The organism is Rhizobium sp. RM (assembly GCF_013390595.1).
Lineage (GTDB): Bacteria > Pseudomonadota > Alphaproteobacteria > Rhizobiales > Rhizobiaceae > Agrobacterium.
This window is the reverse complement of the sequence record NZ_JACAWV010000022.1, coordinates 1,248,884-1,271,407: the sequence shown is the minus strand read 5'-3', so window position 1 is coordinate 1,271,407 and position 22,524 is coordinate 1,248,884. Positions and strand designations below refer to the sequence as shown.

Annotated in this window: 13 protein-coding genes; 12 read left to right on the top strand and 1 reads right to left on the bottom strand. The window is 56.0% G+C overall.

Annotation, left to right across the window (positions count from 1 at the left end):
* Positions 1–35: 35 nt before the first annotated feature.
* Positions 36–689, top strand: coding sequence for a TetR/AcrR family transcriptional regulator (locus HWX89_RS22630; protein WP_138791371.1), 654 nt, complete (start codon positions 36–38; stop codon positions 687–689).
* A gap of 53 nt (positions 690–742) precedes the next feature.
* Here HWX89_RS22630 and telA read toward each other — a convergent pair whose 3' ends face one another.
* Complete coding sequence (telA, locus tag HWX89_RS22625; protein ID WP_138791370.1) at positions 743–2,080, bottom strand: telomere resolvase TelA; 1,338 nt, start codon at positions 2,078–2,080, stop codon at positions 743–745.
* Positions 2,081–2,664: 584 nt separating this feature from the next.
* Between telA and HWX89_RS22620 the strand changes: the two genes are divergently transcribed.
* The 11 genes from HWX89_RS22620 (at position 2,665) to HWX89_RS22570 (ending at position 22,509) form a co-directional block, all read left to right on the top strand.
* Positions 2,665–4,095, top strand: a complete 1,431-nt coding sequence (locus HWX89_RS22620; RefSeq protein WP_138791369.1) for an MBOAT family O-acyltransferase — start codon at positions 2,665–2,667, stop codon at positions 4,093–4,095.
* A 12-nt stretch (positions 4,096–4,107) separates the two neighbouring features.
* A complete protein-coding gene (locus HWX89_RS22615) occupies positions 4,108–5,178 on the top strand; it encodes an alginate O-acetyltransferase AlgX-related protein (RefSeq protein WP_138791368.1) in 1,071 nt (356 codons plus the stop codon).
* A 145-nt stretch (positions 5,179–5,323) separates the two neighbouring features.
* A complete protein-coding gene (locus tag HWX89_RS22610) occupies positions 5,324–6,967 on the top strand; it encodes a glycosyltransferase (RefSeq protein ID WP_246705229.1) in 1,644 nt (547 codons plus the stop codon).
* A gap of 18 nt (positions 6,968–6,985) precedes the next feature.
* Positions 6,986–8,071 carry a PilZ domain-containing protein gene (locus tag HWX89_RS22605; protein ID WP_138791367.1) on the top strand — a complete coding sequence of 362 codons (1,086 nt, stop codon included), beginning with the start codon at positions 6,986–6,988 and terminating at the stop codon, positions 8,069–8,071.
* 188 nt (positions 8,072–8,259) lie between these two features.
* Entirely contained in the window at positions 8,260–12,093 is a 3,834-nt protein-coding gene (locus tag HWX89_RS22600; RefSeq protein WP_138791366.1) for a right-handed parallel beta-helix repeat-containing protein, read from the top strand.
* Positions 12,093–13,247, top strand: coding sequence for an alginate lyase family protein (locus HWX89_RS22595; RefSeq protein WP_246705228.1), 1,155 nt, complete (start codon positions 12,093–12,095; stop codon positions 13,245–13,247). The genes HWX89_RS22600 and HWX89_RS22595 overlap by 1 nt, the downstream gene beginning before the upstream one ends.
* Positions 13,247–16,201, top strand: a complete 2,955-nt coding sequence (locus tag HWX89_RS22590; RefSeq protein ID WP_178340876.1) for a tetratricopeptide repeat protein — start codon at positions 13,247–13,249, stop codon at positions 16,199–16,201. The genes HWX89_RS22595 and HWX89_RS22590 overlap by 1 nt, the downstream gene beginning before the upstream one ends.
* Positions 16,182–17,570, top strand: coding sequence for an alginate O-acetyltransferase (locus tag HWX89_RS22585; RefSeq protein WP_138791364.1), 1,389 nt, complete (start codon positions 16,182–16,184; stop codon positions 17,568–17,570). Before HWX89_RS22590 ends, HWX89_RS22585 begins: the two co-directional genes overlap by 20 nt.
* A 5-nt stretch (positions 17,571–17,575) precedes the next feature.
* Entirely contained in the window at positions 17,576–18,247 is a 672-nt protein-coding gene (locus HWX89_RS22580) for an alginate O-acetyltransferase AlgF (RefSeq protein ID WP_138791363.1), read from the top strand.
* Between the two features lie 32 nt (positions 18,248–18,279).
* Positions 18,280–21,165 carry a tetratricopeptide repeat protein gene (locus tag HWX89_RS22575; protein ID WP_178340875.1) on the top strand — a complete coding sequence of 962 codons (2,886 nt, stop codon included), beginning with the start codon at positions 18,280–18,282 and terminating at the stop codon, positions 21,163–21,165.
* Between the two features lie 45 nt (positions 21,166–21,210).
* Complete coding sequence (locus HWX89_RS22570; RefSeq protein WP_138791361.1) at positions 21,211–22,509, top strand: tetratricopeptide repeat protein; 1,299 nt, start codon at positions 21,211–21,213, stop codon at positions 22,507–22,509.
* Positions 22,510–22,524: the final 15 nt, after the last annotated feature.

Below are 22,524 nucleotides of genomic sequence, written 5' to 3'. Positions count from 1 at the left end.
TCGAAGAAGATGGGTTCTGTACCTGGGGTGAGTTGATGAGGAAGAAAACGGTTCGAACGCAGCGCGCTGATGGGGAGGTGACCTACAATCGCATCCTGGTGGCGGCGGGCGAACTCTTTGCCTCAGTCGGCTTTGCCGAAACGACGAGCAAGATGATAGCCGCAGAGGCCGAGGTAGACCTTGCCTCGATCAATTACCATTTCGGCAGCCGAAACGGTCTTTATCAGGCTGCCCTTACGGAAGCGCACCGCCGCCTGATCAATGTCGGAGATCTGGAACGGCTTGCCGCCAGCACTGTTCCGGCGACGACCAAGCTCAAAAAACTGATAGAGTTCCTTGTTGACGGCGCGACAGGAACAGAGCGTTGGCCGGTCAGGATTCTCGGACGGGAGATTCTCGCACCGTCCTCACATTTCCTGTCGATGCAGCAGACTGAAGTCATGCCGAAATTCCGGATCATTCTGCCGATCCTCAGCGAGATCACGGCGATCCCTTCCGATGATCCCGCATTGGTCAGATGTCTCGTCAGTGTCGCGGCGCCTTGCGCGATGCTGCTGGTGGTTGGGCGCGGCCCCAACATCTTTGCCAACCAGATTCTGGAGATGCCGCGCGAAGCGCTTGTCGAGCACCTCTATAGTTTCGCCATCGGCGGTCTTGGTGCGATTAGCCAGCAACATCAAAGTGACTGAGCCTGAGAGCGATCGCTTCTCTGTTTACGAAGACATAGGTAACGCCGCCGTTATCAGCGCGTTTCGTTCTCGAAAGACGCCGGCGTAATGTTTGTCATCTGCAGCAATGTTCGCTCGGTAATGCGTTTCGCCCGTGCCTCGGCGTCTGCGCGATCTTCCGGCAGCGTATAGGTCATATAGGAGAGCGACGTTTCGAGGTCGTTGTTATTGTGCCCGAGAATGGCAGCGAAATAGCTGTTTTTCGTTACGTGCGGCGGTGCAAAGAAGTGATAGGACACTTCCGCATAGAGATGACGCAGTCCGTAGGGCTTGGGAAGTTCTTCCTCCGGCCAGACGTTCTCGAAAATGTTGAAGACGGCCTCTCGTAACGGCAGGCGCGTTGCAGCAGCAAAATCGTCAATCGACATCTTGTGCCAGAGGATGCCCTGGCTGCTCTTTCGCAGCCGTTCATAGGCCGCAAGGATGACAGTGGAGCGCGTCAGAACCGGAATTTCATAGGTGACACCAAACTTCGTGCCTTCGCCCTGTTTTGTTTTTGCCTGGCCACTGAACAGAAGGCTCCACTTGCAAACGCCTTTGCCATAAGGAGCAGGGGAGAACTCTGCCTGTGTGAAGACTTCGTACGGCCGCCGTCCCGTCAAGCCAATCAGCCCGATCCCGATCATCAAGGGATCGCTCGACTGGAGGCAATCGGCACAAATCTTCAAGACCTGCTTGTAGTTCTGGAACGTAATCAGCGCGCCATGTTTGGTGGCGATCTTTTCCATCTTGGCGCGGCGTTGGTCGTCATACATCGCCGCATCGCCTGTCGCGATCTTAAGCATCGGGTGTTCATCACCAAATGCCTCCTTGATCGCATTGCGGTACTTGGTGATGTAGGAAATGATCGTAGTACGGGCTCTGCCGTCCATGCTCTGAAGTTCATTTTCCCACAGAGCCACCATGTCTTCCTTGGAGGACATGCCGTTCATGGACGAAATGAAATCTGAAATGCGCAACAGCACTGTCGGCTTGCGTCCGGCGGTATTGAATTCGGCGCGTTCGATCTTCTCGACGATTGAGGTTGCCACGCCGGTTCTTTGGTAGTCCGTGGATATAATGTAGGTTTTCAGCCGCTCTCGCAGCTTTTTCATGTTGCAGATGGCAAGCGGCGTGCTTTTGGGGCCGAACTTCGCTTTCAGCGCATACCGATACTTCATGATGTAGAGTTCGAGCGTCTTTTCCGTACGGCCATTGTCGAAATGGAAACGGACTTCCTCGTCCCACAGATCGCGAATCTGTTTGTTGCGAGTTTCCTCGTTCCTCTCCATCGTCCGGTTGATTTTTTCCACGAATTCGTCGATGCGCTCGACGAGCACAGGTGTTTTCGTTTTTCTTTTCAATACGGACATCGGCGGCTCCCTGAACCGTTCCGGACATATAAAATCTGTTGTCTGCAAGCAATAGAAAATATGGCTGGTGCGACAGAAGGTTGTGTCTCAAAAAGAGTTACTCCCTCTAGCGGCCAAAGCTGAAAGACATGCACATGTCATTTTAACGCGCCGCACACCGTCTCCTCTGTGTGCTCGCAGATGTCGCATATGGTAAAATCATCCGGATATCGCCGTTCCTGAGGGCGAAATTATTCCCTGTCGTTGCGGCGTTCAGTTCATGTTGATGAACCGTATCTCCCAATTAATGCTAAAAAATCAAAAAATAATTCTAACTTCAGGCTTCTTGTCGTGTCTCAATTGCAATTTCGCAATGCTACGTCGCCGTTTGAGAAATATATTGATAAATCCTGGTTGGCGTATTGCCTATGCTGCATGGCAAAAAAATTCTAAAATCTATTTTCCATAATTGCGGATCGAAAGTCAATTTGGCGCGCTTTTACAAGCGCCTTAATTTTTTATTAACAGTATTGTTGACTCTGGTATTAATTCATATTCTTATATCAGCATATTTAATTCGGCCTTCATGAAGAAAGTCGATAAAGATGGTTTTTTCATCCGTTTTATTCATATTTATGTTTTTGCCAATTGCGTTCGGTGTGTATTTCTCCGTTCCTTTTCGGTATAAATCCCTTGTTATACTTCTGTTCTCCTATCTATTCTATGGATGGTGGAGGATGGACTATCTTGCCCTGCTCTTCCTGGTCACTCTCTGGAGTTACATCTTCGGAAAGCTGATCTATGTAGAACGGACGGCAAAATCGCGCAAAAGACTGCTGGTTGTTGCCATTACCGGGCCATTGCTTGTGCTCGGTTACTTCAAATATTGTAATTTCTTCATGGACAGTCTTGCCGACTTGTTCAATGGCGGCGCGCCGTTCACATCATGGCATGCGCGTATTCTGCTGCCGATCGGAATATCCTTTTATATATTTCAGGCGATTTCGTATCTTATCGATATCTATCGAGAGGACGCGCCGCCGGCGCAGAATTTCTTTGATTTCGCTGCATTCAAGGCTTTGTTTCCTCAGTTGGTCGCCGGTCCGGTGTTGCGATACAAGGATCTCGCTCATCAGTTCATGTATAGGCAGCATTCCCTGGAGCTTTTTGCCGAAGGCGGCATTCGTTTCTTTGCCGGGCTTGCAAAAAAAGTGCTGATTGCGGATTCCGTGGCACCCATTGCCGATGCCATCTTTGCCAAGGCCGATCCAACCCTTGCCGAAGCTTGGCTTGGAACGATCGCATATTCAATCCAGCTCTATTTTGACTTCTCGGGCTATTCCAGCATGGCTGTGGGATTGGGCATGATGATGGGGTTCCGTTTTATCGAGAATTTCGATTGTCCCTATGTATCGCGGTCAATTACGGAATTCTGGCGTCGCTGGCATCTCAGCCTCTCGGCCTGGCTGCGCGACTACCTATACATTCCACTCGGTGGCAACAGGCTCGGGACATTCAGGACTTACTTCAATCTGTTCATCACCATGGTTCTTGGTGGACTGTGGCATGGTGCAAACTGGACCTTCGTGCTGTGGGGTGTGTGGCATGGTGGCCTGCTGGCTTTGGAACGCCTGCTCGGTATCAAGCCATCGGATAAACGCTCTGTCGTCGCCTTGGGTGGCACCCTGTTTCTGGTGATGCTTGGCTGGGTCATGTTTCGGTCACTCGACGTGCACAATGCGCTCGATATGTATCGTGGTATGATCGGACTTAACGGTTTGGCCATGCAGCCGGATATCGCTTGGCAAATCAAGAACTTCGCCCTTGCATCCCTGGCTGTGGGTGTTGTGGTCGTGTTCATCGAACCATGGTTTAATCGGACTTTTCCGGCTGAGCGACTGATCCATATGCAACTTTCCCCGTCGACTGGGGGTGTAGCCTTGGCGGCAACGGGCATCGTGTGCTTTCTCGGTATGGTGTCGATACTGAAGCTGACGGCCGACAACGACTCACCCTTCCTCTATTTTCAGTTTTAGGGAGTGCGACGCATGATCTCACCACGTTTGCTTTCAACCGCGTCGGTTCTTTTCCTTCTGCTGGCCGGTGCCGGAATCACCGCCAACTATGTGGTCTATCTTCCGGAGGAGGATATAAGGGTGGACGCGCTTGCCGATGTGTGGACCGGCAAGATGACCAGCCGGTTTGAAGAAGGTTATGAGCGGGAACTGCCGTTCAGCGGTTTTGCTGTCGAACTCTTCAATGCAGTTTCTCTCGGTATTTTCGGAGAGGCGCGGAAGGGTGCTATCGTTGGTCGCAATGGCTGGCTTTTCACGGCGGAGGAGTTTGCCTGGGGCCGCACATCGGAGGCCAACCTGGATAGATCTTTCCAGACGATCACGGATATCCGTGCCACTTTGGCCGAAAAAGGCAGCACTCTGGTGATTGTGCCAGTCCCGCCCAAAGCGCAGGTCGTTGCCGGCGAACTGGGGGGTAACGTCCTGCCTGATAGCAACGCCGATCTTTACCCCAGGTTTCTGGCTTTTCTTAAAGAAAGAGGCATTCCGGCTGCGGATGTCGCAGCGACGTTCGGAGCTGCAAAGCCGGAAGAACTTTTCCTGCGGGCGGATACACACTGGACCGTCAAAGGCAGTGGCCTTGCCGCCAAGGCGGCCTGTTCGGCAATTCCCGGTCGGGACCAGCTGATGAAAACCGCTTTCGAAAGTGTGCCGCAAGATAATGTGCGCCACGTTGGCGACCTTGCGAAGTTTGTCGATGCAGGCTGGATGCTGTCCGGTTCTCAGGAAAGCGCTGATATTATCCAGCCAATATCGGCTGCGGCCAAGGTCGATGATGCCGATGCGCTGTTTGCCGGTAGTGACGGTGAAACGCACGTGATGGACCAGGTTGTGCTTGTTGGAACCAGCTACAGCGCAAACCCGCTGTGGTCTTTTGAGGACCAGCTGAAAACGATATGCGAGGTCGATGTTCTCAACTACGCCCGAGAGGGGAAGGGGCCTTTCGCGCCCATGCAGGAGTTTCTCAAGACTTTGGATGCCCAGGCCGTGCCGAAGGTCGTATTGTGGGAAATTCCAGTTCGTTACTTGGATGATGCTGAATAGAATATAATAATTATTTGTATTTTTGAATTTATAGTTTGAATAATTCCAATTTTAGCTTATAATAAAGAAATATATTGGATATATTCAGATTTATACTTAGAATTGCATGCTGGTGCAAAAAAATATTTAATTGATGGATTATGCCATGAGACGCAATCTCGAAAAGAGAGTGCTCGGTCTCCCTGGTGAAGTATTGCCTGTCGATAGATTATCAACAGTCCCTGTTTCTCAGGCGGGAGAGCAATCCGCTATCGTTTATTGGAGTGAAAGCCTTCCAGCGCACGTGCTGTTTGTGCTGGCGCTCGCCAGTCTGATTGTTGTCGTTCCGGAAGGCGTTCTTTTTGGCGCGAACACCGGCCTCCTGTTTGGTCTGGGCGCTCTGGCCGTATGGCGATATTTCTGGGGTATTTTGCATTTTGTACGGTCCAACATTTACCGCAGCGTCGTTTTCCCCAAAATGCGTCTCCGTGCGGATCGCCATCTTCTGCACAGTGCGGAAAATGGCCAGGCGCCACATGCCTATCTCATCGTAACGAGTTTTCGTATCGACGGCGACACAACGGCGGAAGTCTACCGTGCCGCATTCCGCGCCGCTCTTTCGTCTCGCGGTGGAGCGACTGTTGTCGCGTCGATCGTAGAAATGTCGGATCAGCGCCTGATCCGTTCCATGCACCGCCTTATCTGTGGTGAAAAAACCAGTGTCCGGTTGGTGATCACCCGCATCAATGGCAGCGGCAAGCGCGATGCATTGGCCTATGCTTTCCGGGCGGTCTCCAAGCTGGAGCCTCGTGCCGATGACGTGGTTGCCGTGATCGATGGCGATTCCATCGTGCCTGAAAATCTTGTCGACCGGTGTGCCGGTTTCTTCGCGGATGGTCGGGTTGGTGCGTTGACCACGGACGAGACGTCGCGGGTTCGTGGGAAATCATCATTTCACATCTGGTATTCGCTGCGTTTTGCACAACGCCACATTCTGATGTCGTCCAACGGCCTTTCCAGGCGTGTGCTGACGCTGACCGGCCGGATGTCGATGTTCCGCGCGTCCGTCATCACCAATCCCGAGTTTATCCGTCAGGTGGAGTCGGACTATATCGAGCATTGGCGTCTTGGCAGGTTGAAGTTTCTCACCGGTGACGACAAGTCGAGCTGGTACTGGCTGCTGCGCAACAATTATCAGATGCTTTATCTGCCTGACGTTAGCGTCGCGACGGTTGAAGATCCGCCGACATCCGGATTTTTCCAGGCTGCAGCGCAATTGATGACGCGCTGGTTTGGCAACATGTTACGCACCAACAGCCGTGCATTGGCACTCGGTCCGTGGCGTATCGGTTATTTCACCTGGTGGACGATTTTCGATCAACGCATCTCGATGTGGACATCGCTTGCCGGTCTAGTGATGGTCATTCTGATCGGCCTGTTCGATAACCCGTTCATTTTTCCGGCCTATATCGCCTGGGTTCTGCTGACCCGCTACATCATGACATTGATGTTGTTCAATTCCCGTCCACGGGTGTCGATCTTCTATCCATTTTTTATCTATTTCAATCAGGTCTTTGGCTCGATCATCAAAACCTATATTTTCTTTCACCTCGATCGCCAGAAGTGGACGCGGCAGAAAACAACGCTGTCCTCCAGTGGTGCGGGCCGGGCCGTCGCGTTGAAAAACGCCTCTTCCACATACATGCATGTTTTATCGATTACCCTGTTTGTAACCCTCATATCGTTGCTCGTCGGCCAATTGTCAGTCCCAGGCATTGGGGCGACGACCGCGATTTTCGGTATGCGTTGACCCGCGAAGGAGCCCAAAATGAATATGAGCGTCGTGAGTTTCGAAGCGGATGAACAACGTCAGCATGCGCGCTACAAGTTACCGCTAAAATGCGTCATCGATCAGCACAGATATTCGTCAATCGACTGGTCCTTGGGCGGCGTGGGTGTTGCAACCGGCAGCGCTACGTTCGAAGAAGGAAAAGTGCTGCCCCTGCAGTTGCAGATCCCGCTTGATGGCTTCGATGTCCTTCTGCCTGTAAAAGCGGAAGTTCGCCATTCCAGCGCCGAAACCGGGCGTACCGGTTTCAAATATGTCGATACGTCGGCGGCGGCACAACGCATGTTGCGTTACATTCACGATTCCTACATCAGTGGTGAAATCGTTGAAGGCAACGATCTTCTCGATTTCGCCAAGCGCGCCTCGGGCGACGTGAAGCTGCGGCCGCGAAAATCAGCCGAGGCCGCTCCCGGCGCAAGCAAGCTTCGTCAGGCTGTTGGTATTGTTGCCACTTTGGCCCTTTCGCTGGCGCTCGCCGCTTTTCTGGCAAGCAGTCTTTATCAGCGACTTTGGGTCTTCGAAGCTGACAGCGCCGTGGTGACGGTTGACACAACACCAGTTCTGGCGCCAGCCAACGGCATTATCACCAATATTGTGACCGGACCTGTTAAGAGCGGCGAACGGATTTTGACCGTTCTGACCGAAAGCGGGCAAAGCACGTCAGTGGTTGCGTCATGTGATTGCGTTGCCGAGTCGACGGGCCCGGCAGTCGACACACAGGTCAAGGTGGGTGCTCAGGTGTTGGGGCTCCGCAATGCGGAGGCCAGGCCGCATGTCGTGGCAATGGTGGACCGCTCGCATCTGATGGCGCTCTACAACGCGCCGCACGTCAGTGTGGATTTGCCGCAAGGCACGGTTCTGCATGACGTGACGGTATCTCAACTGCCGAAGGTCAGCGAACAGTCTGCCGCGACGAGCGATCGGGTCGCGGTCAGGATCGATCTCGGTGGACATGATCTTTCGTCCGCGATCGGCACACCCGCTTCCGTTCGTTTTGACAACGGACCCTGGTTCGGTCTGAACCAGAAGTTTGCGGACCTGAAGAGCAAATTCTTGCCGAAATGACGGGATGCGGGAGGCCGCGCGCTTCCCGCCGCCGCAGGGCCACCACAGGCCACAGCATCGCATGCCAATCGCAGGAAATTCATGGGCAGGACAAGGTCGATGTCTCTGATGGGACTTCTGTTGCCTGCCTCAAACTCTCTGCACGCAAGTATCGAGCCGCTCTACGACATTGACCTGACGAAGGAAGAATGATGACACGCGACATCACCCGCTCATCACGTCCCCACTGCCAGTGGCTACCGAATGTAGCGGTAGTACAGGGATCATTGCGCGCATTGGCGTTGTCGGTCTGCCTCGTGTTTCCGGCCGGCAACTGGCCTGCTGTTTCGTCGGTTGCTTTTGCCCAAAAGGCTGCGGCACCGCAGCCCCCGGCGGCAGGCAAAGTCGATGCCGTCCTGTCTGACATTTCTGCAAACGTGCTGAAGGCCGATGGTGCGTCAGATGCCAGGCAGCGCCTGTCGTTTCTCGACGCGGCACGTGCTGGCCTGGCCCAGCTGAAATCCTGGGCGGCGGCAGACGCCGCTGAGGCGAAAACCGCGTTGAACACCCTTGCCTCCGGTGGCATCGATGCCGACAGCCTGGTTTCCGCCAGTATCTCCGCATTGCAGCAGCAGATGGCGGGCCGCATTACCGATCCGCAACAGAGAACCGATATGCGGGTCCGTATGATGGAGCTGATTGACGCTCTTTCCCTGTCCGAACTGCAGGTTGCCGCTCTCAGTGGATATGCGGCTGTCGTTGCGGCGGGCGACAAATCCAGCGCCATCAGCCTGGTGGAAAAAGCGGCCGACCGTGTGGTGTCCATCAAGGACGAGACGGCGAAAAATGCGGCGTTGAATACCTTGGCGCAGACCGCGACGATCATTGATCCCAATCTGTCGTCCGCCATCGCCGACAAGGCTATCTCGCGCATGTGGCCGACGCGTATGCGCGGCTATGCCCGCTATGATCTGGCTTTGCGTCTCCTTGCAGGCAAGCAGATCGATGGTAAGCCCGTCAGTGCGGTCGCAGCAGAAAGTATTCTGGCTCAGAGCGCCAACGCGCTGAAGAAAGGCGATCTGGAAACAGCATTGCTGTGGGCGCTTGCAATCAACCCTGAAGATTCCGAAGCGCGCAAGAAGGCTGTCGGTAACGTCGCTGATCTGGCGTTGAAGGAAGGCAAACTCGAATGGATGCCGGTGCTGGCGACCAGCCTTGCGGACAACAGCGATCAGGAAGATCTGATCGAGAAGATCGTCAAGCAGCGCATTGAGGCCGGGCGTGGGCTCGATGCGGCGAAACTGGCGGAATATCTGCCGGAAAGCGCGTTGCGTGCCGAGCTTGATTTTACGCTTGCAACCGTTTTCGCCAAAAACGATCTGACGAAGATGGCAGATGCTTCTTACGCCAATGGAAATTCCGTTCTTGCGCGCCTGTCTGGCGCCGAGCGGGGTGTTGCGGTTGTAGCGGCGGCAGAAAGCGCGATCAGTCTCGAACGACTGGATGACGCCGTGGCGCTGGTGCCGGAACTGCGGACAGCGCGCGATGGTGGCAATACGCTTGCCAATCTCGCGAAAAGCCTGGCGGATGCCGACAAGGTCAAAGATGCGGAGAATTTGCTTCCCTATCTCCAGGGCGGCAATGACCGCGACAAGGCTGTTTCGGGTATTGCCCGCGTAAAGGTGCGTGAAGGCGACATCGAAGCTGGCAAGAATGCAATCGAAATCATCGTAAACAGCCGTGACAAGGGGCGTGTCCAGTCTGAGCTGGCCCGCACACTCGCCAAAAAAGGCGAAATGGACGACGCCAAGTCAGTCGCCCTGTCCATTCAGGACACGGAATTCCGGATAGAGGCACTGTTACGGCTCGCTTCGGTTGCCAATGACAACAAAGCAAGCGATTTCGATGTACTGGTTGGCGAGGCGGTCAAGGTAGCCGCCGGTGAAGACAAAAAAGATAACCGCGACAAGGGTTATCTTAAAATTGTCGAGGCTTTGACCGACGCGCGAAAAACCGATGCTGCAAAGCAGTTGGTCGACCGCATTGACGATGAAAAAATCAAGGCACGGGCCGCCGGCATGATCGGCAAACGTGCAGCGCTGGAGGGGGCCGGTGACGGGGCTCTTACCTATCTTGCCTCATTCACCGGTGCAAATGGTAACGAGGCGCTCAAGGCTGAGGTTCTGGTCGCGGCTGCTGCCAATCCAGCGATGCTGAAGTTTGCGTCGGTTCAGGCCGCGACGATAAAGGATCACATGCTGCGCGTCCGTACGGCGCGGTCCATTGCGGAAGCCAATTTCCGCTCCCTGGACGTGCGAAACCTCGGCTGGGGCAAAGGATCCCCTGTTGACTACCGGGTCATGCAGCAGGCACCGAAACCAGAAGGATCGGCGCCAATCGCACCGGCTGCTGCCTTCAGCGACGGACGACTGACCCTTGCTCGACAAGAAGGCAAGATGAGCCTTCCAGAAGGCTACACCTATCCCGACATTTCCGTCAGCGTAAAAACCGTGCGTGAGGGCATGCCCTTGCCGCAGCCTGGCCACGCTGCTGTTACGCTTGCCAATCTCAGTCCCTATAGCGACAAGTTTATGGAAGATCTGGCTGCCGGCAATACGGGGCTGTCCTTTGCAGCCGAAGCGCAGGGAATTCCTTATCCACGCATCATTGTGATCCAGAGCGGTGTCTATACGCTTGGCAGCCTTGCCAGCGAACTTGATAAAAGTAGCGGCTTTCCGCTGGTGACCCGTGAAAATGACATCGTGACATTGCGTGCTCCTGTTCTGGTGGCAGAGGGCGCTACGCTGATCCTGTCAGGTCAGGAAGCAGCCACGTACCGTCTTTCGGCGACGGCCGGCAGTTTCATCTCCGTGGCTGGAACGCTTTATGTTCAGGACACGACCGTTACGTCATGGGACGAAGCGACCGGAACACCACGGTATTCTGACAAGGAAAAACGCCACGTTTTCCGACCCTACATCATCGGCTGGAGCAATTCACGGCTGATGATCGGCGGTTCGGTGCTCGATTCGCTCGGTTATGCTGCGCCCAAGTCTTTCGGACTGGCCTTTTCCGCAGGCCCTAAAACGGTGGCACAGCAGATCAGCGAACCGCGTGCGCCGACGGGTATCGTTGCGGACAACTTCTTCCACAATTTCGAGTACGGGTTCTATTCCTATGAGGCGGACGAAGTCAGCCTGGTGGGCAATGAATATCGCGATAACGTGCTTTACGCGATCGACCCGCACGACCGGTCGCACCGGCTTCTGATCGCCCTTAACACCACGTACGACACCAAAGCCAAACACGGCATCATCGTTTCGCGTGAGGTCAATTATTCCTGGATCGTTGGAAATGTATCCCATACCAACACCGGCTCGGGTTTCATGGTCGACCGCGACAGCGTCGATAACTTCATCTACGCCAATGCCGCTTTCGACAACAAGCAGGATGGCCTGACTTTCTTCGAAAGCAGTTGCAATCTGGCGGTTGGCAACCGCTTCTTTGACAACAAGCGCGCGGGCATCAAAATCCGCAATAGCTGGGAAGTTGGCGTTCATGAAAACGTTCTGGAAAACAACGCGCAGGACGCCATCCACGGTTATATCAGCAACCTGCGCGCATCACCGGCAAATGCCTTGCGTGACTTTGAGTTCGATCCCTATCTGCCTCTGACGACATTTGCAGCCAGTGGTAACCGCATTCATGGCAATGGCGGCGGTATCAAAGTGGATGGTGCCTCCGGTTTCAGCCTTTCCGGCAATGATTACCTCAACCAGGTTGGCCGACTGATCGATGGCGATGGCAGGGCCATGGAAGGACACATGCTGCGCTTCAACGAGCGTGAGAGCGTGTTGATAACCTCGACGGTGTGCCGCCCGAAACGACCTGAGGCCTATCATTGCCGGTTCCGCGATTCCGGCTTCTTCAATGGTGATGGCCAATCGGCAATCTTTGCCGAGGACGCGCTGACCGATACCTGCACCAATGTTTCAAACTCCGTTCAGTACGAAAACTTCAACGGGACGGGAGGGCGAAGCTGATGAGAGACTTTTTCAGGCTCCCAGGCGTAAAGACGATGCTAAAAAGCGGTGCTGGGGCTGCCCTTGCTGTTGTTCTCACCGTCACTTCGGCTGCCGCTGCCGCTCCGGCCTATGACGGTCTGTTCGACGTTGCGGCCCGCAAGGCAGCAATCGCCGCCGATGGTTCGGGCCGGTTGCGCAAACAATGCCTCGCTATCAAGGCAGATCCGAAATGGCTCGATCTGGAAATCGTCGAAGGGTTTCGTCCCACGGCCGGTTATGGCAGCGATCGTGCCGGGTCCCAGTTCGCCTGGGCTCTGATGGTTTTGTCCGGACGTTCGCTTGGTGGCGATGCTGCGTCCACCAAGATGTTGCGCACGATTTTGAACAGCTGGGCGGACCGCGGTGCCTTTGAAAAAACGGAAGTCGGGCATGACGCCTATTATGCGCTGAAGCGTTCCCTGCTGCCGACCATTACCGCTTTTTCGATTATTCGCGATGATCTGCCGGAATTAGAGCGCACGAAAATTCAGACGTGGCTCGATCCGCTGGTTCGTCGCGTCGACCAGACATTCAATGGTGATGTAGACATCAACAACCATCGGTATCTGGCAGACAGCGTACTGATGACATGGGGTGGTATCATTCGGGACGAAGGTCTCTATGAGAAAGGCAAGTCTCGCTTTCTTTCCATTCTCGATGAGGCGCGCAGCAATGGTGGCCTGCCGCTTGAAACGCGCCGGGGTGCGCGGGCACTCTGGTATATGCGCCAGTCTCTGACGAGCATGGTGGTGATGGCGGAGGTTGCCCGTGGTCGTGGCGAAAACCTCTATGTGAAAACATCCAGTGATGCCAATCCCGTCAAACGGTCGATCTGGACAATCTTCGGTTACTGGCTCAACGGCATAAACGACCCGGTTCTCGTCAACGCTTATGCAGCAGAGAATTACATTCCCGGTCCAAGCCGCGATTATCTTCATCAGGATGTCGGTTTCCTCGAAAATCGCGGCAATGGCCGACACTACCTTGCATTCCTTGAGGCTCTGGCTGCCGTACCGGCTGAAAACATTTCCATGCAGCGCGCGGTTGCTCTCCTGCAGAAGGATGCCGCGCCAGAGCGCCCATTGATCGATGAATTTGTTGGCGGCAATGCCACATGTTTCTGGGGGAACTGATGAAGAACCGCCACCTTCTTAGCCTCGCCCTTTTGGCCGGAACGGCTCTGTTCTCTGTTGTCCCAGCATCGGCTGCGGAACCGGAAGCGCCGGGAAAACTCATTGAGATTGCCACCGCGCTGTCGCAGCGCAGCGACGGTCAGGGAATGCTGGATTATGCGCGCCTGCTCAGGGCCGGTGTGCCTGTTGATCCGCAGAACCCCCTGCTCGTTTCGGATTTTGGTAAAGCCCGGACGGTGCTCGAAGCCGCTTTGACGATTCCTGGTCCGCACCAGTCCGAAGCCAAGCTGACCTTGGCAAAGATGCTGCTTGCAGGAGAGGGAGGATCGTTCGATATCAACAGGGCCCTGTCGCTCCTGGAACAAGCCGGGCGTTCCGGTGTTGCTGAAGCAGCCTACATTGCCGGGCGAACGATGGTGGAGCGCCAGATGAATGCGCCCGAGGCGAAGGCCCGGTTGCAAATGGCGCTGCGGCTCGGTTATGGCGCTGCTGCATTCGAACTTGCAGGCCTGGCCGGTACGCCTGAGACAGAGGCCCAATCCATGGCTCGTTTCGGTATCGGGTTGCTCGAACGGCGCGCAGCCTCCGGCGATGCGCGGGCCGCTTATGACCTTGCGACCTATTATCGGGAAACCGCGAGTTCCGATGTGGCATTGAGGGCGGCGCTCGACTGGTATCAAAAAGCAGTCGAGCTCGGTCACAAGCGATCGATCTTCTGGATTGCCCGTCTGCAGATGGATTCCGTGGGCAGCCTGTTCAATCCCGCGGAGGCAGCACGTTATCTCGATCAGGCGGCTGAGACGGGCGATGTTGAAGCAGCGCAAGAACTGGTCAAGGACTTTACCGAAAGCGGCGACATCAATATTGACCAGGCCACATTCGACAAGTGGATGCGGCGTCTCGCCGGCATCAAGGATGCCAAGGCTGTCCTTTACTTCTCGGTTCAGCTCCAGAACACGTTGGAAAATCGCCAGAAGCTTTCTGATGATCTGTTCTCTCAGGTCATGGGTGGTGAGACGCGCGATGTCGACACGCTGATGCGCATCGGCACCATGTTTCGTGACGGGGACGGTGTGATTGCCGATGCACGCAAGGCGCTCGATGTTTTCGGACTGACGGTGGGGCGCCAATCCAAGGACGGAACAGTCCAGTTTGCGCAATTGCTTCTCGAAAAGCCGGAGCTGAGGACAGACGAGCGGCTGACGGCGGCGCGCAACGGGCTTGCGACAACCGCTGCCGCAGGCAGCATCAACGCAATCGTGTTGCGGGGTGATTTCAGCCTCCACGGTGTCGGGCAGGCGGTTGATGTCGATGATGCCATGGCATGGTATTCGAAGGCGCTTGCTGTTCGTCCTTCCGTTCGTGTGCTGAACCGATTGGCAGACGCGGCACTTCTTTCCCCCAACGCCGAGCAGAAAGCTCTCTCCTTGGGATGGCTGGAAAAGGCCGATGCCCTGGGAAGCGATGCGGCGATGCTAAAGCTCGGTAAGCTTTATGCGGAAGGGCAGATCGTTCCTGTTGATGTCAGCAAGGCGACGGAACTGTTGGAAAGAGCGGCAACGAAGGGCAGAACAGATGGGCTTATAGAGCTTGCAAATCTGCATATGCGCATCGGTGGCCCGGATGCCTTTGAAAAGGCCTATGCCATTTTTCAACGGGCGGTCGACAAAGGCAATGTCGAAGCTTCGGTTGAGATGGCGCGTTTTCTCAAGACCAATGGCCGTTTGGCAGAGGCCATTCCGCTTCTTGAAACTGCAGCACGCGCCGGAAACTTCTCTGCGGCAATCGATCTCCATGATGTTCTCTCCGTGCAAGACGGCGAGAGCGCCAAAGCCAGGGAGTTCCTGGAACTCGCCGCAAACGTACCAGACCTGCTACCTGCTGATCGCCTCCTGCTGGCTGCGGCCCTGTTGAAATCGCCGGACCCTCTCTTGAACCTGCGTGGTGTCAATCTTGCGAAGGAGATGGCGGGTGCGGGATATCCGGGAGCGGCATCCATGCTGGCCTCGACATATCTTGATGGTGAAAAAAGCGAGCGGAACATCGATGAAGCCCGGGGTGTGCTGGAAACAGGTATTGCTTATGGCGATATCGAAGCCACGATAATGATGGCTGATCTGCTGCTGGATGGCGTTCATACGCCTGCCGATCCGCAGCGCGCTTTGGGCTATTATGATCGTGTTCTTGCTTTGCAGCCGAAAAATCCGTCGATCAATCTGAAGCTCGCCCGCATGTTTGCGGAGGGCATGGGTGTCAAGATCGACAAGGCGCGGGCCGCCGCATACCTGCAAACGGCAAGCGATGCGGGCAGTCGTTCGGCTCAACGAGAACTCGGCCTTGCCTATCTCTGGGGAGCGGGCGTGCCGCAGGACAGAGAGCTGGCGAGAGCAAACCTGCAGGCGTCGGCCGATGCCGGGTTTGATCGGGCCTGGCATGACCTAGCCGCTCTGGAAAGCTCGGGGTTTGCGGCGCCGATCGATCCGGAGGCTGCCTTCGCCTTCAACTACAAGGGTGCAAAGCGCGGCGACGCTGCGGCGATGATTGACGTCGGACTGTCGCTTCTGTCCGGTTTTGGTGTGCCGCACGACGGCGAGGCGGGTATTGCCTGGCTGGAAAAGGCCGCAGCTACCCGTACCGAGGAAGGGCCGCTTGCCATGTATCGGCTCTACGAGGCGTACAAGTCGGGGCAGGGCGTGGATCGAGACGCTGAAAAGGCGAATGAATGGCTGGCGCGGGCGGCCGCCGCCAACAACCCTTCCGCGATGTTCCAGACGGCGCTTACGCTTCGTGCCGACAGTTCCCCAGCACTTCAGGCGGAAGGTCTCATCTGGCTGAAGCGTGCGCAGGCACTCAAACACAATCAGGCGAATAAAATTCTGGTGAAGATGGCGGCAGCCGATCCCCATTTCGAAGTTCCAAAAATGGAGGTGGTCGATGAAAACGACGAGCCGTAAATTCCATGATCGTCACGACATGGGTGAGATGAGCCTGGCGATCCTGGGTTTTGCGAGTGCGCTATTTGTCGTCACCGCAACACCTGCCTTTGCTGGCATGGTTTGCCCTGACATCGGTAACAAGAAAACCGCGTTCAATCTGGCAGAAGGCCGCGATGGCGTATTTTTCCGCACCAATACGGATTTCGAGGAGTTCTTCGTCAGAACGTCGGAAACGATGGTCTCTCTGCGCGCCATTTCCGATGCCTTGCGCGTCAAGGGAACGGAACTCGTTTTCCTGCCGCTTCCATCCCGCGGTATCGTACAACAATCCAAACTTGATGACAGTGATGAGATCCAGTCCCGCTATAATGCCCCTGTTGCGGAGCAGGAGTTTCGGCATTATGTCGCGCAACTGCAAAAAAACGGCATAACCACTGTCGATGTTCTCAAGGCAATCGACGATCATCAGGCCCGCGGTAATTTCTTTTTTGCGCGCGACCATCACTGGACGTCAACAGGCGCGCATCTGGCCGCTATCGCCGCTGCCGAAACGATAAAGAAGCTGCCGGAATATCCGTCGCTCTCGACATACAATTTCGAGACCAAAGCAATCGGCAGTCTCGATTATATCGCGCCGATGGGCCATGAGATTCAGGCCCTGTGTGGCAATGCTGTCGAGCCCGAGAAGGAAACAGTCTGGCAGACGACCCGATCGGCTGATGATGCCAGCGATCTCCTGGGCAATGCTGCTGAAACTTCCGAACCGGTGGCGCTTGTCGGCTCCTCCTTCAGCGCAACACCTGAATTCAATTTCGCGGGTTTTCTGGCGCAGGAAACGGGATTGGATTTCACCAACTACGCTGAAAACGGCGCGCAGTTCATTTCGTCTCTCGCGACGTTGCTGTTTTCTAAAAGCTTTCATGAAAAGCCCACGCCGCTGATCGTCTGGGAAGCTCCGTCCTACTACGCCGTGGATCAGACGATGTTTCAGGCATCACGGCAATTGCTGGCGGCAGTTTACGGTTCCTGCGAAGGCAAGGACACCATCGAGAGTTCGCAGCCGAAGAAGATCGCCGGCGAAACCGTGCTGCTTGGTGCGGAAGACCTGAAGGCAGACCACTATGGAGACGCCTATCTGGAGTTCGCTGCGTCGCAGGCCGGTTTGAACCAGATGACGGTGACGGTGCGGTACCGCGATGGCGATGAAGACACTCTCACACTTGGCGGTTTTCCCCGCTTTGTCGATGACGGCACGTTTTACCTGATGCTGAATGACGAGTTTCCGACACCCATTACCGGCGTTTCCGTCAACGGGAATTTCGGCGATGTCACGGTGACAGCCCGTCTTTGCCGCGTTCCCGACCAATTTGTCAAAAAGCAGGGCTGAAGAAGATGTTTTCGGATGAGATTGTTTTCAACGCGGATCGCCGCCGTTTCATTCATCTAGTTGCTGCCGTTTCCGGCACGCTCGCAGTCAGCCCGTCTGCCTTTGCTGCCGGCGACGATGCCGGCATTTATGACGCGGATATTCCGAAAGACTGGAGCTTTGTGCGTATCGCTGCGTCCGATCCTGCTGCCGTCGCCACGGCAACAATCGGCGAGAAGCCTTTCAAAGTATCCGCAAGCGGCATCTCCGACTATGTCGCGCGCGCACCTGGAGATTATACCCTGTTGGTCAAAGGGCAGTCCATGGCGCTTCCGGTCGGGCAAGGGCAATACCTGACCATCCTTTCTGGTGCTGGCGGAAAAGAGCCGGTGGTGGTTGCCGATGCCTTTACGGCCGATCCGGCGAAGTGCGCACTTGCGCTTTACAATCTGACTGACGCACCGGTTTCGCTGACCGCGCTCGCCAAACGCTCGCCCGTTATCAAGGCCGTGTCACCGATGAGCGGTATCTCGCTGGAGGTTAACGCCGTTGCCATCGATTTGAATGTCGAGATTGCCGGGGCGATTGCCAAAACGTTCGAAAAGACAACGCTGAAACGTCGTTCCGTTACGTCCATCTTTGTTCTGGGCAGCGGGCCGAACGATATCGTTCTCACATCCGTTGCGGCGAAAGCCTGAACGAAGGTCGGAAGATGAGAGGGGTCAGGTCCATGGCAACATTCAAAATCGGAAAAGCGTCCCTGTTCAGCCGGCACCGAAAGAAAGTGCTCAGCGCGGGGCTGTTGATTGCTGCGGCCGTTTTTGCCGTGCAGCCCGCGCAGGCGCAGGTGGCCTTGCCGTTGCAGGACGGGCTCATGCCAAGCCCCGATTTTGATTACGCGCCGATCTGCAAGGTCAGAGCGCAGCAGCGCAACCTTTCCTACGACTGGAGCAAATGGGACGGTGGGCCGGTAAAGAGCAATCTCGACGACATGTTGCTGGACGCGCAGGCCTACATCGGTGGGACCGGTAACGCGCCGCGCGACAAGGTACTTGCACGCCGCATGCTCGAATATCTGAAAAACGCCAATTATGAACTGGCGGGCCGCGCTTCGCACACTTTGGGTCGTCTGATGTTCGATGCAACATCCGGGTCGCCTGATCTCGGCCGTGGCCTGGCGCTGCAGGACGAGGCGATAGCGCGTGGCTTTATGGAAGGCGCGACCTTCCTGGGACGGCTTTACGCCACGGGTGAAGTGGTGCCGCAGGACAAGCTGAAGGGTGAAAAATACCTCAAGATGGGCGCTCAGAACGGTGACCCGGATGCAGCCTTGCTGCTCGCCAGACTTTATCGAAACAATCCAGAATTGGCGCCCTCGGAAGAGGCGCCGCAACTGCTCTTCAATCAGGCGATCGACAAGCTTAGTCAGTCGCTTGGTGCCGGTGAGTGCGACGTTCTCACCCTGTTTTCCGGCATCTATGCCAATGAAGAATTCGGTCTCTTCAATCCGCAGCTTTCCGCAGAATGGTTGATGGCCGCAGCAAAAGCGGGGAATTTCGTCGCGGTTGAACGCCTGTCGCAACGCTACATGATTGGCGATGGTGTGCCTGTGGACCGCAACAAGGCGGTGGAATTGCTGGAAACGGCCGCTGCGAGGGGACACGCGGGTAGCCGTATTTCGCTCGCCCGTCTGCTGCTGGCGAATCTCGATCTCAAGGATGCACTGCCGAAGGCGACACAGGCGCTGAAACAGGAAGCCGAGCGCGGCAATGTCAGAGCCTTCGAGCTTCTCGCGCAGATTTCGCATGGGGATTTTGGTGGAAAACCGAACTACGCCGCCATGGTTGGCTACCTCGAACAGGCCGCGCGCAATCCCGTTGTCGATACCGATGTCCTGAAGCAATTGGGCAGTGCCTATGCCAGTGGTACGGGAACGGCACGCAACACCGAAAAGGCCGTGGATTATCTCACACGTGCCGTGGCTTTGGGGTCTGATGCCGCCGCTCTTGAGCTCTACCAGTTGATGGTCGACAGCTCGCACAACATTTCAAAAAGCGTCAATCCGATCGCAATATTGAGGCGTGCCGCCAATAACGGCTTGAGCGAGGCTATGGCAACGCTGTCAGACGCCTATAGCTGCGGCATTGGTGTTGAGCGTAACGCCGACATTGGACGCCGTTGGCAGGAAAGAGCGGCCGCTGGGGGGAATCGTCCCAGCCTGATCGCTGTCGCCAAGCAGGCCCTCGCGGAGCAAGCCGGCGATGACGGAAAACTGATGTACTTCCGCAATATTCGTCGTGCGGCCGCGCTCGGCGACCGGCGCGCGATGGTGCTTTTGTCACTGGCATACCGCGATGGCGTTGGTACCAATATCGATACGCGTGAGGCCGGCCAGTGGTATGAAAAAGCATTGGCAGCAGGCCAGGCCCGTGGTCAGGCGCTCGTTCTTTTGGCCAGACTTCAGCTTTCTTCTGAAAATGCTGACAAGACAAATGTGAAGGCAGCTGTTGATCTTCTGAAGGATGGTTTGTCGAGTGGCGACACCTCGGTTCGTTACGACCTTGCCAAGCTTTATCTGAAGGGTGCGGCAGGTCTTGCGCCTCAACCGGACGAAGGGATCAAACTTCTCGTTGAGGCTGCGCGTCTGGGGCATACTGCTTCCATGATCCAGCTCGCCGATCTCGGTGTCGATGCCAAAAAAGGCGGTGGCAGAACGGCGGATATCTGGCTAGGGCAGGCCGTGGATGACGGTGACATCCGAGCTATACTGAAGACCGCCGAACGTGCGGGTGACCAGAAGTCTCGCCGCACCATGTTCGACCTCGCCTTGAAACAGCCGCTGTGCAGCGCGAAGGACGAGGTTGCTTTGGCCGATGCGATATCGCGCGATGCGAATTACGCGAGGCAGACGCGAGAACTGGTCGATCGGGCTCTCGCCTCAGAAACAGACGATGCAAGCACGCTTTATCAGCTCGCCAACCTTCTGAACGACAACAAACGCGGTGTTCTCAACCCGGAACTGGCGCTGACCACGATGGTCAAATCTGCCGAGGCCGGCAAGGTGGAGGCCATGCGTGAGTCCGGCCGGATGTTCCTTCTCTCGCCACATGCCGACCCGGGTAAGGCGACACAATGGTTGCTCGCTGCGGTTCGTGCCGGAGACGATGGAGCCTTGAAGACCCTTGTAGAGCAATTGGTGGGAGACGAGGCGCCAGAAACATCCACCAATCCAATCGTCGTTGAAGCATTGCCAGCCCTTGAGGATGCCGCAAAGGGTGGTTCCGGCAATGCGATTCAGGCTCTGGCGCGTATTCTTTCGATCATGGCGAAAGAGGACGGTGCTTATTCCGATAAAGCCAGAGTGTGGATGACGAAAGCTGCCGAAACCGGCGACGGTGCTGCCATGGTCATGGTTGCCGATGCCTTCGCAACAGGCACCAGCGGTTTTCCGCTCTCTGCGGCGGATAGCACTGGATGGCTCGCACGGGCGGCGATCTCCGGTTACCCCAAGGCTTTCGAACCTTACGCCATCGCATTGCAGATTGGTTATGGCGTCCCGCCTGATCCGCAGGAAGCGGAACGGTGGCTGGGCAAGGCCGCCACCATCACCCAATAGCACAACCTCCGCACGACACCCGGATGCCGGAGAAAGGATCGTTCGATGAAACCTTCTGTCATATTGGCCTTGATTACGGTTTTGCCGGTCGCGACGGTGGCCATGGCCGCGGGAAAAGCAAGCAATGTGCCTGTTCCAACCGCACGTGCTGCAGTGGTGGCTAATCCACAGCCTGCGCATGCGGTGCGGCTGCCTTCGCTTGAGGCTGCGAAAAAACTCCCGCTTGCGAAGCAGCTGGAAATTGCCACGGCTGCTCTGAGTGATCCTCGTCGTGACCTTCGCAATGCTGATCTCGGGTTTTCCTTGCTGATCGCCGCGGCACCCAGAAATCGCGAGGCCGTACGCCTTCTGGCCAAGGGGATTGTCAACAACGATTATTCGTTTGGGCCGAATGCTGGAAAGGTCATGAACCTCTTGGCGAAGGAGGCGATGCGCGGCTCGTCCAGCTGTGTCGTGGCGTGGGCGCGCATGCAGCAACTCGGCACTGATATTCCTAAAAATGATGCACTTGCCTACAAGTGGTACAGGTGGGCTGCATTGGTCGGCAATCTGCGTGGCATTGAAGAAACCTCTCTTGCCTTGCTGGAAGGGCGCGGCGTGACGCGGGATGTGAACGAGGCAATTGCCATGCTGGACAGGTTGCAGCCGGAACGTCGTGCAGGGCGATATATCGAGACTGCGTCTCTGCTGATGCAAAGCACAGATCCCGATGCGACGGCGCGCAGCGAACAGCTTCTGCTCTCGGCAATCGATCTTGCACCGAAAAGAAGCCTTTCGGCGGCCAACAAACTGTCCGACACGCGATTCAGCCTGGCGGCACGGGAAAAGGCGCAGGCCATTATCGCCACTGCACCGCAGAGCAGTCCGGTGTCCGAGGAGGGCAAGATTGCCCGTACGCTTTGGAACAGCAACGACCCGGCGGATATCCAGAAAGGTGTCGATATGTTCGCGGAAGCCGCCAGGGCAGGTGACGAAAAGGCCGTTCCTTTTCTGGCCAAGGCACTGAACCGGTCAGGTGTGCCTGTTGCCATGCACGACGCTATCCTGAAAATCCTCGAGCCCTATGCCGACAGGGGTAACATGGATGCCATTCGCGCTGTTTCCGAGGCTTACTTCGTGGGGCGCGGCACCAGCCCTTCGCTTGAAAAGGCTGCGGCCTATCGAAAACTGGCTGCCACACAAGGAGACAGCGAAGCACAATATCTGCTCGGCCTGATGTATGCCCAGGCAACCGGCGTCGTCAAAGATATCGGGCAAGCCAAATATTGGCTGACGAAGTCGGCGGATGGCGGATATCTGCTGGCCCGCTCCGCTCTCATCTCGCTTGACAGCATGACAAGGTAAACGACGATGATGGTG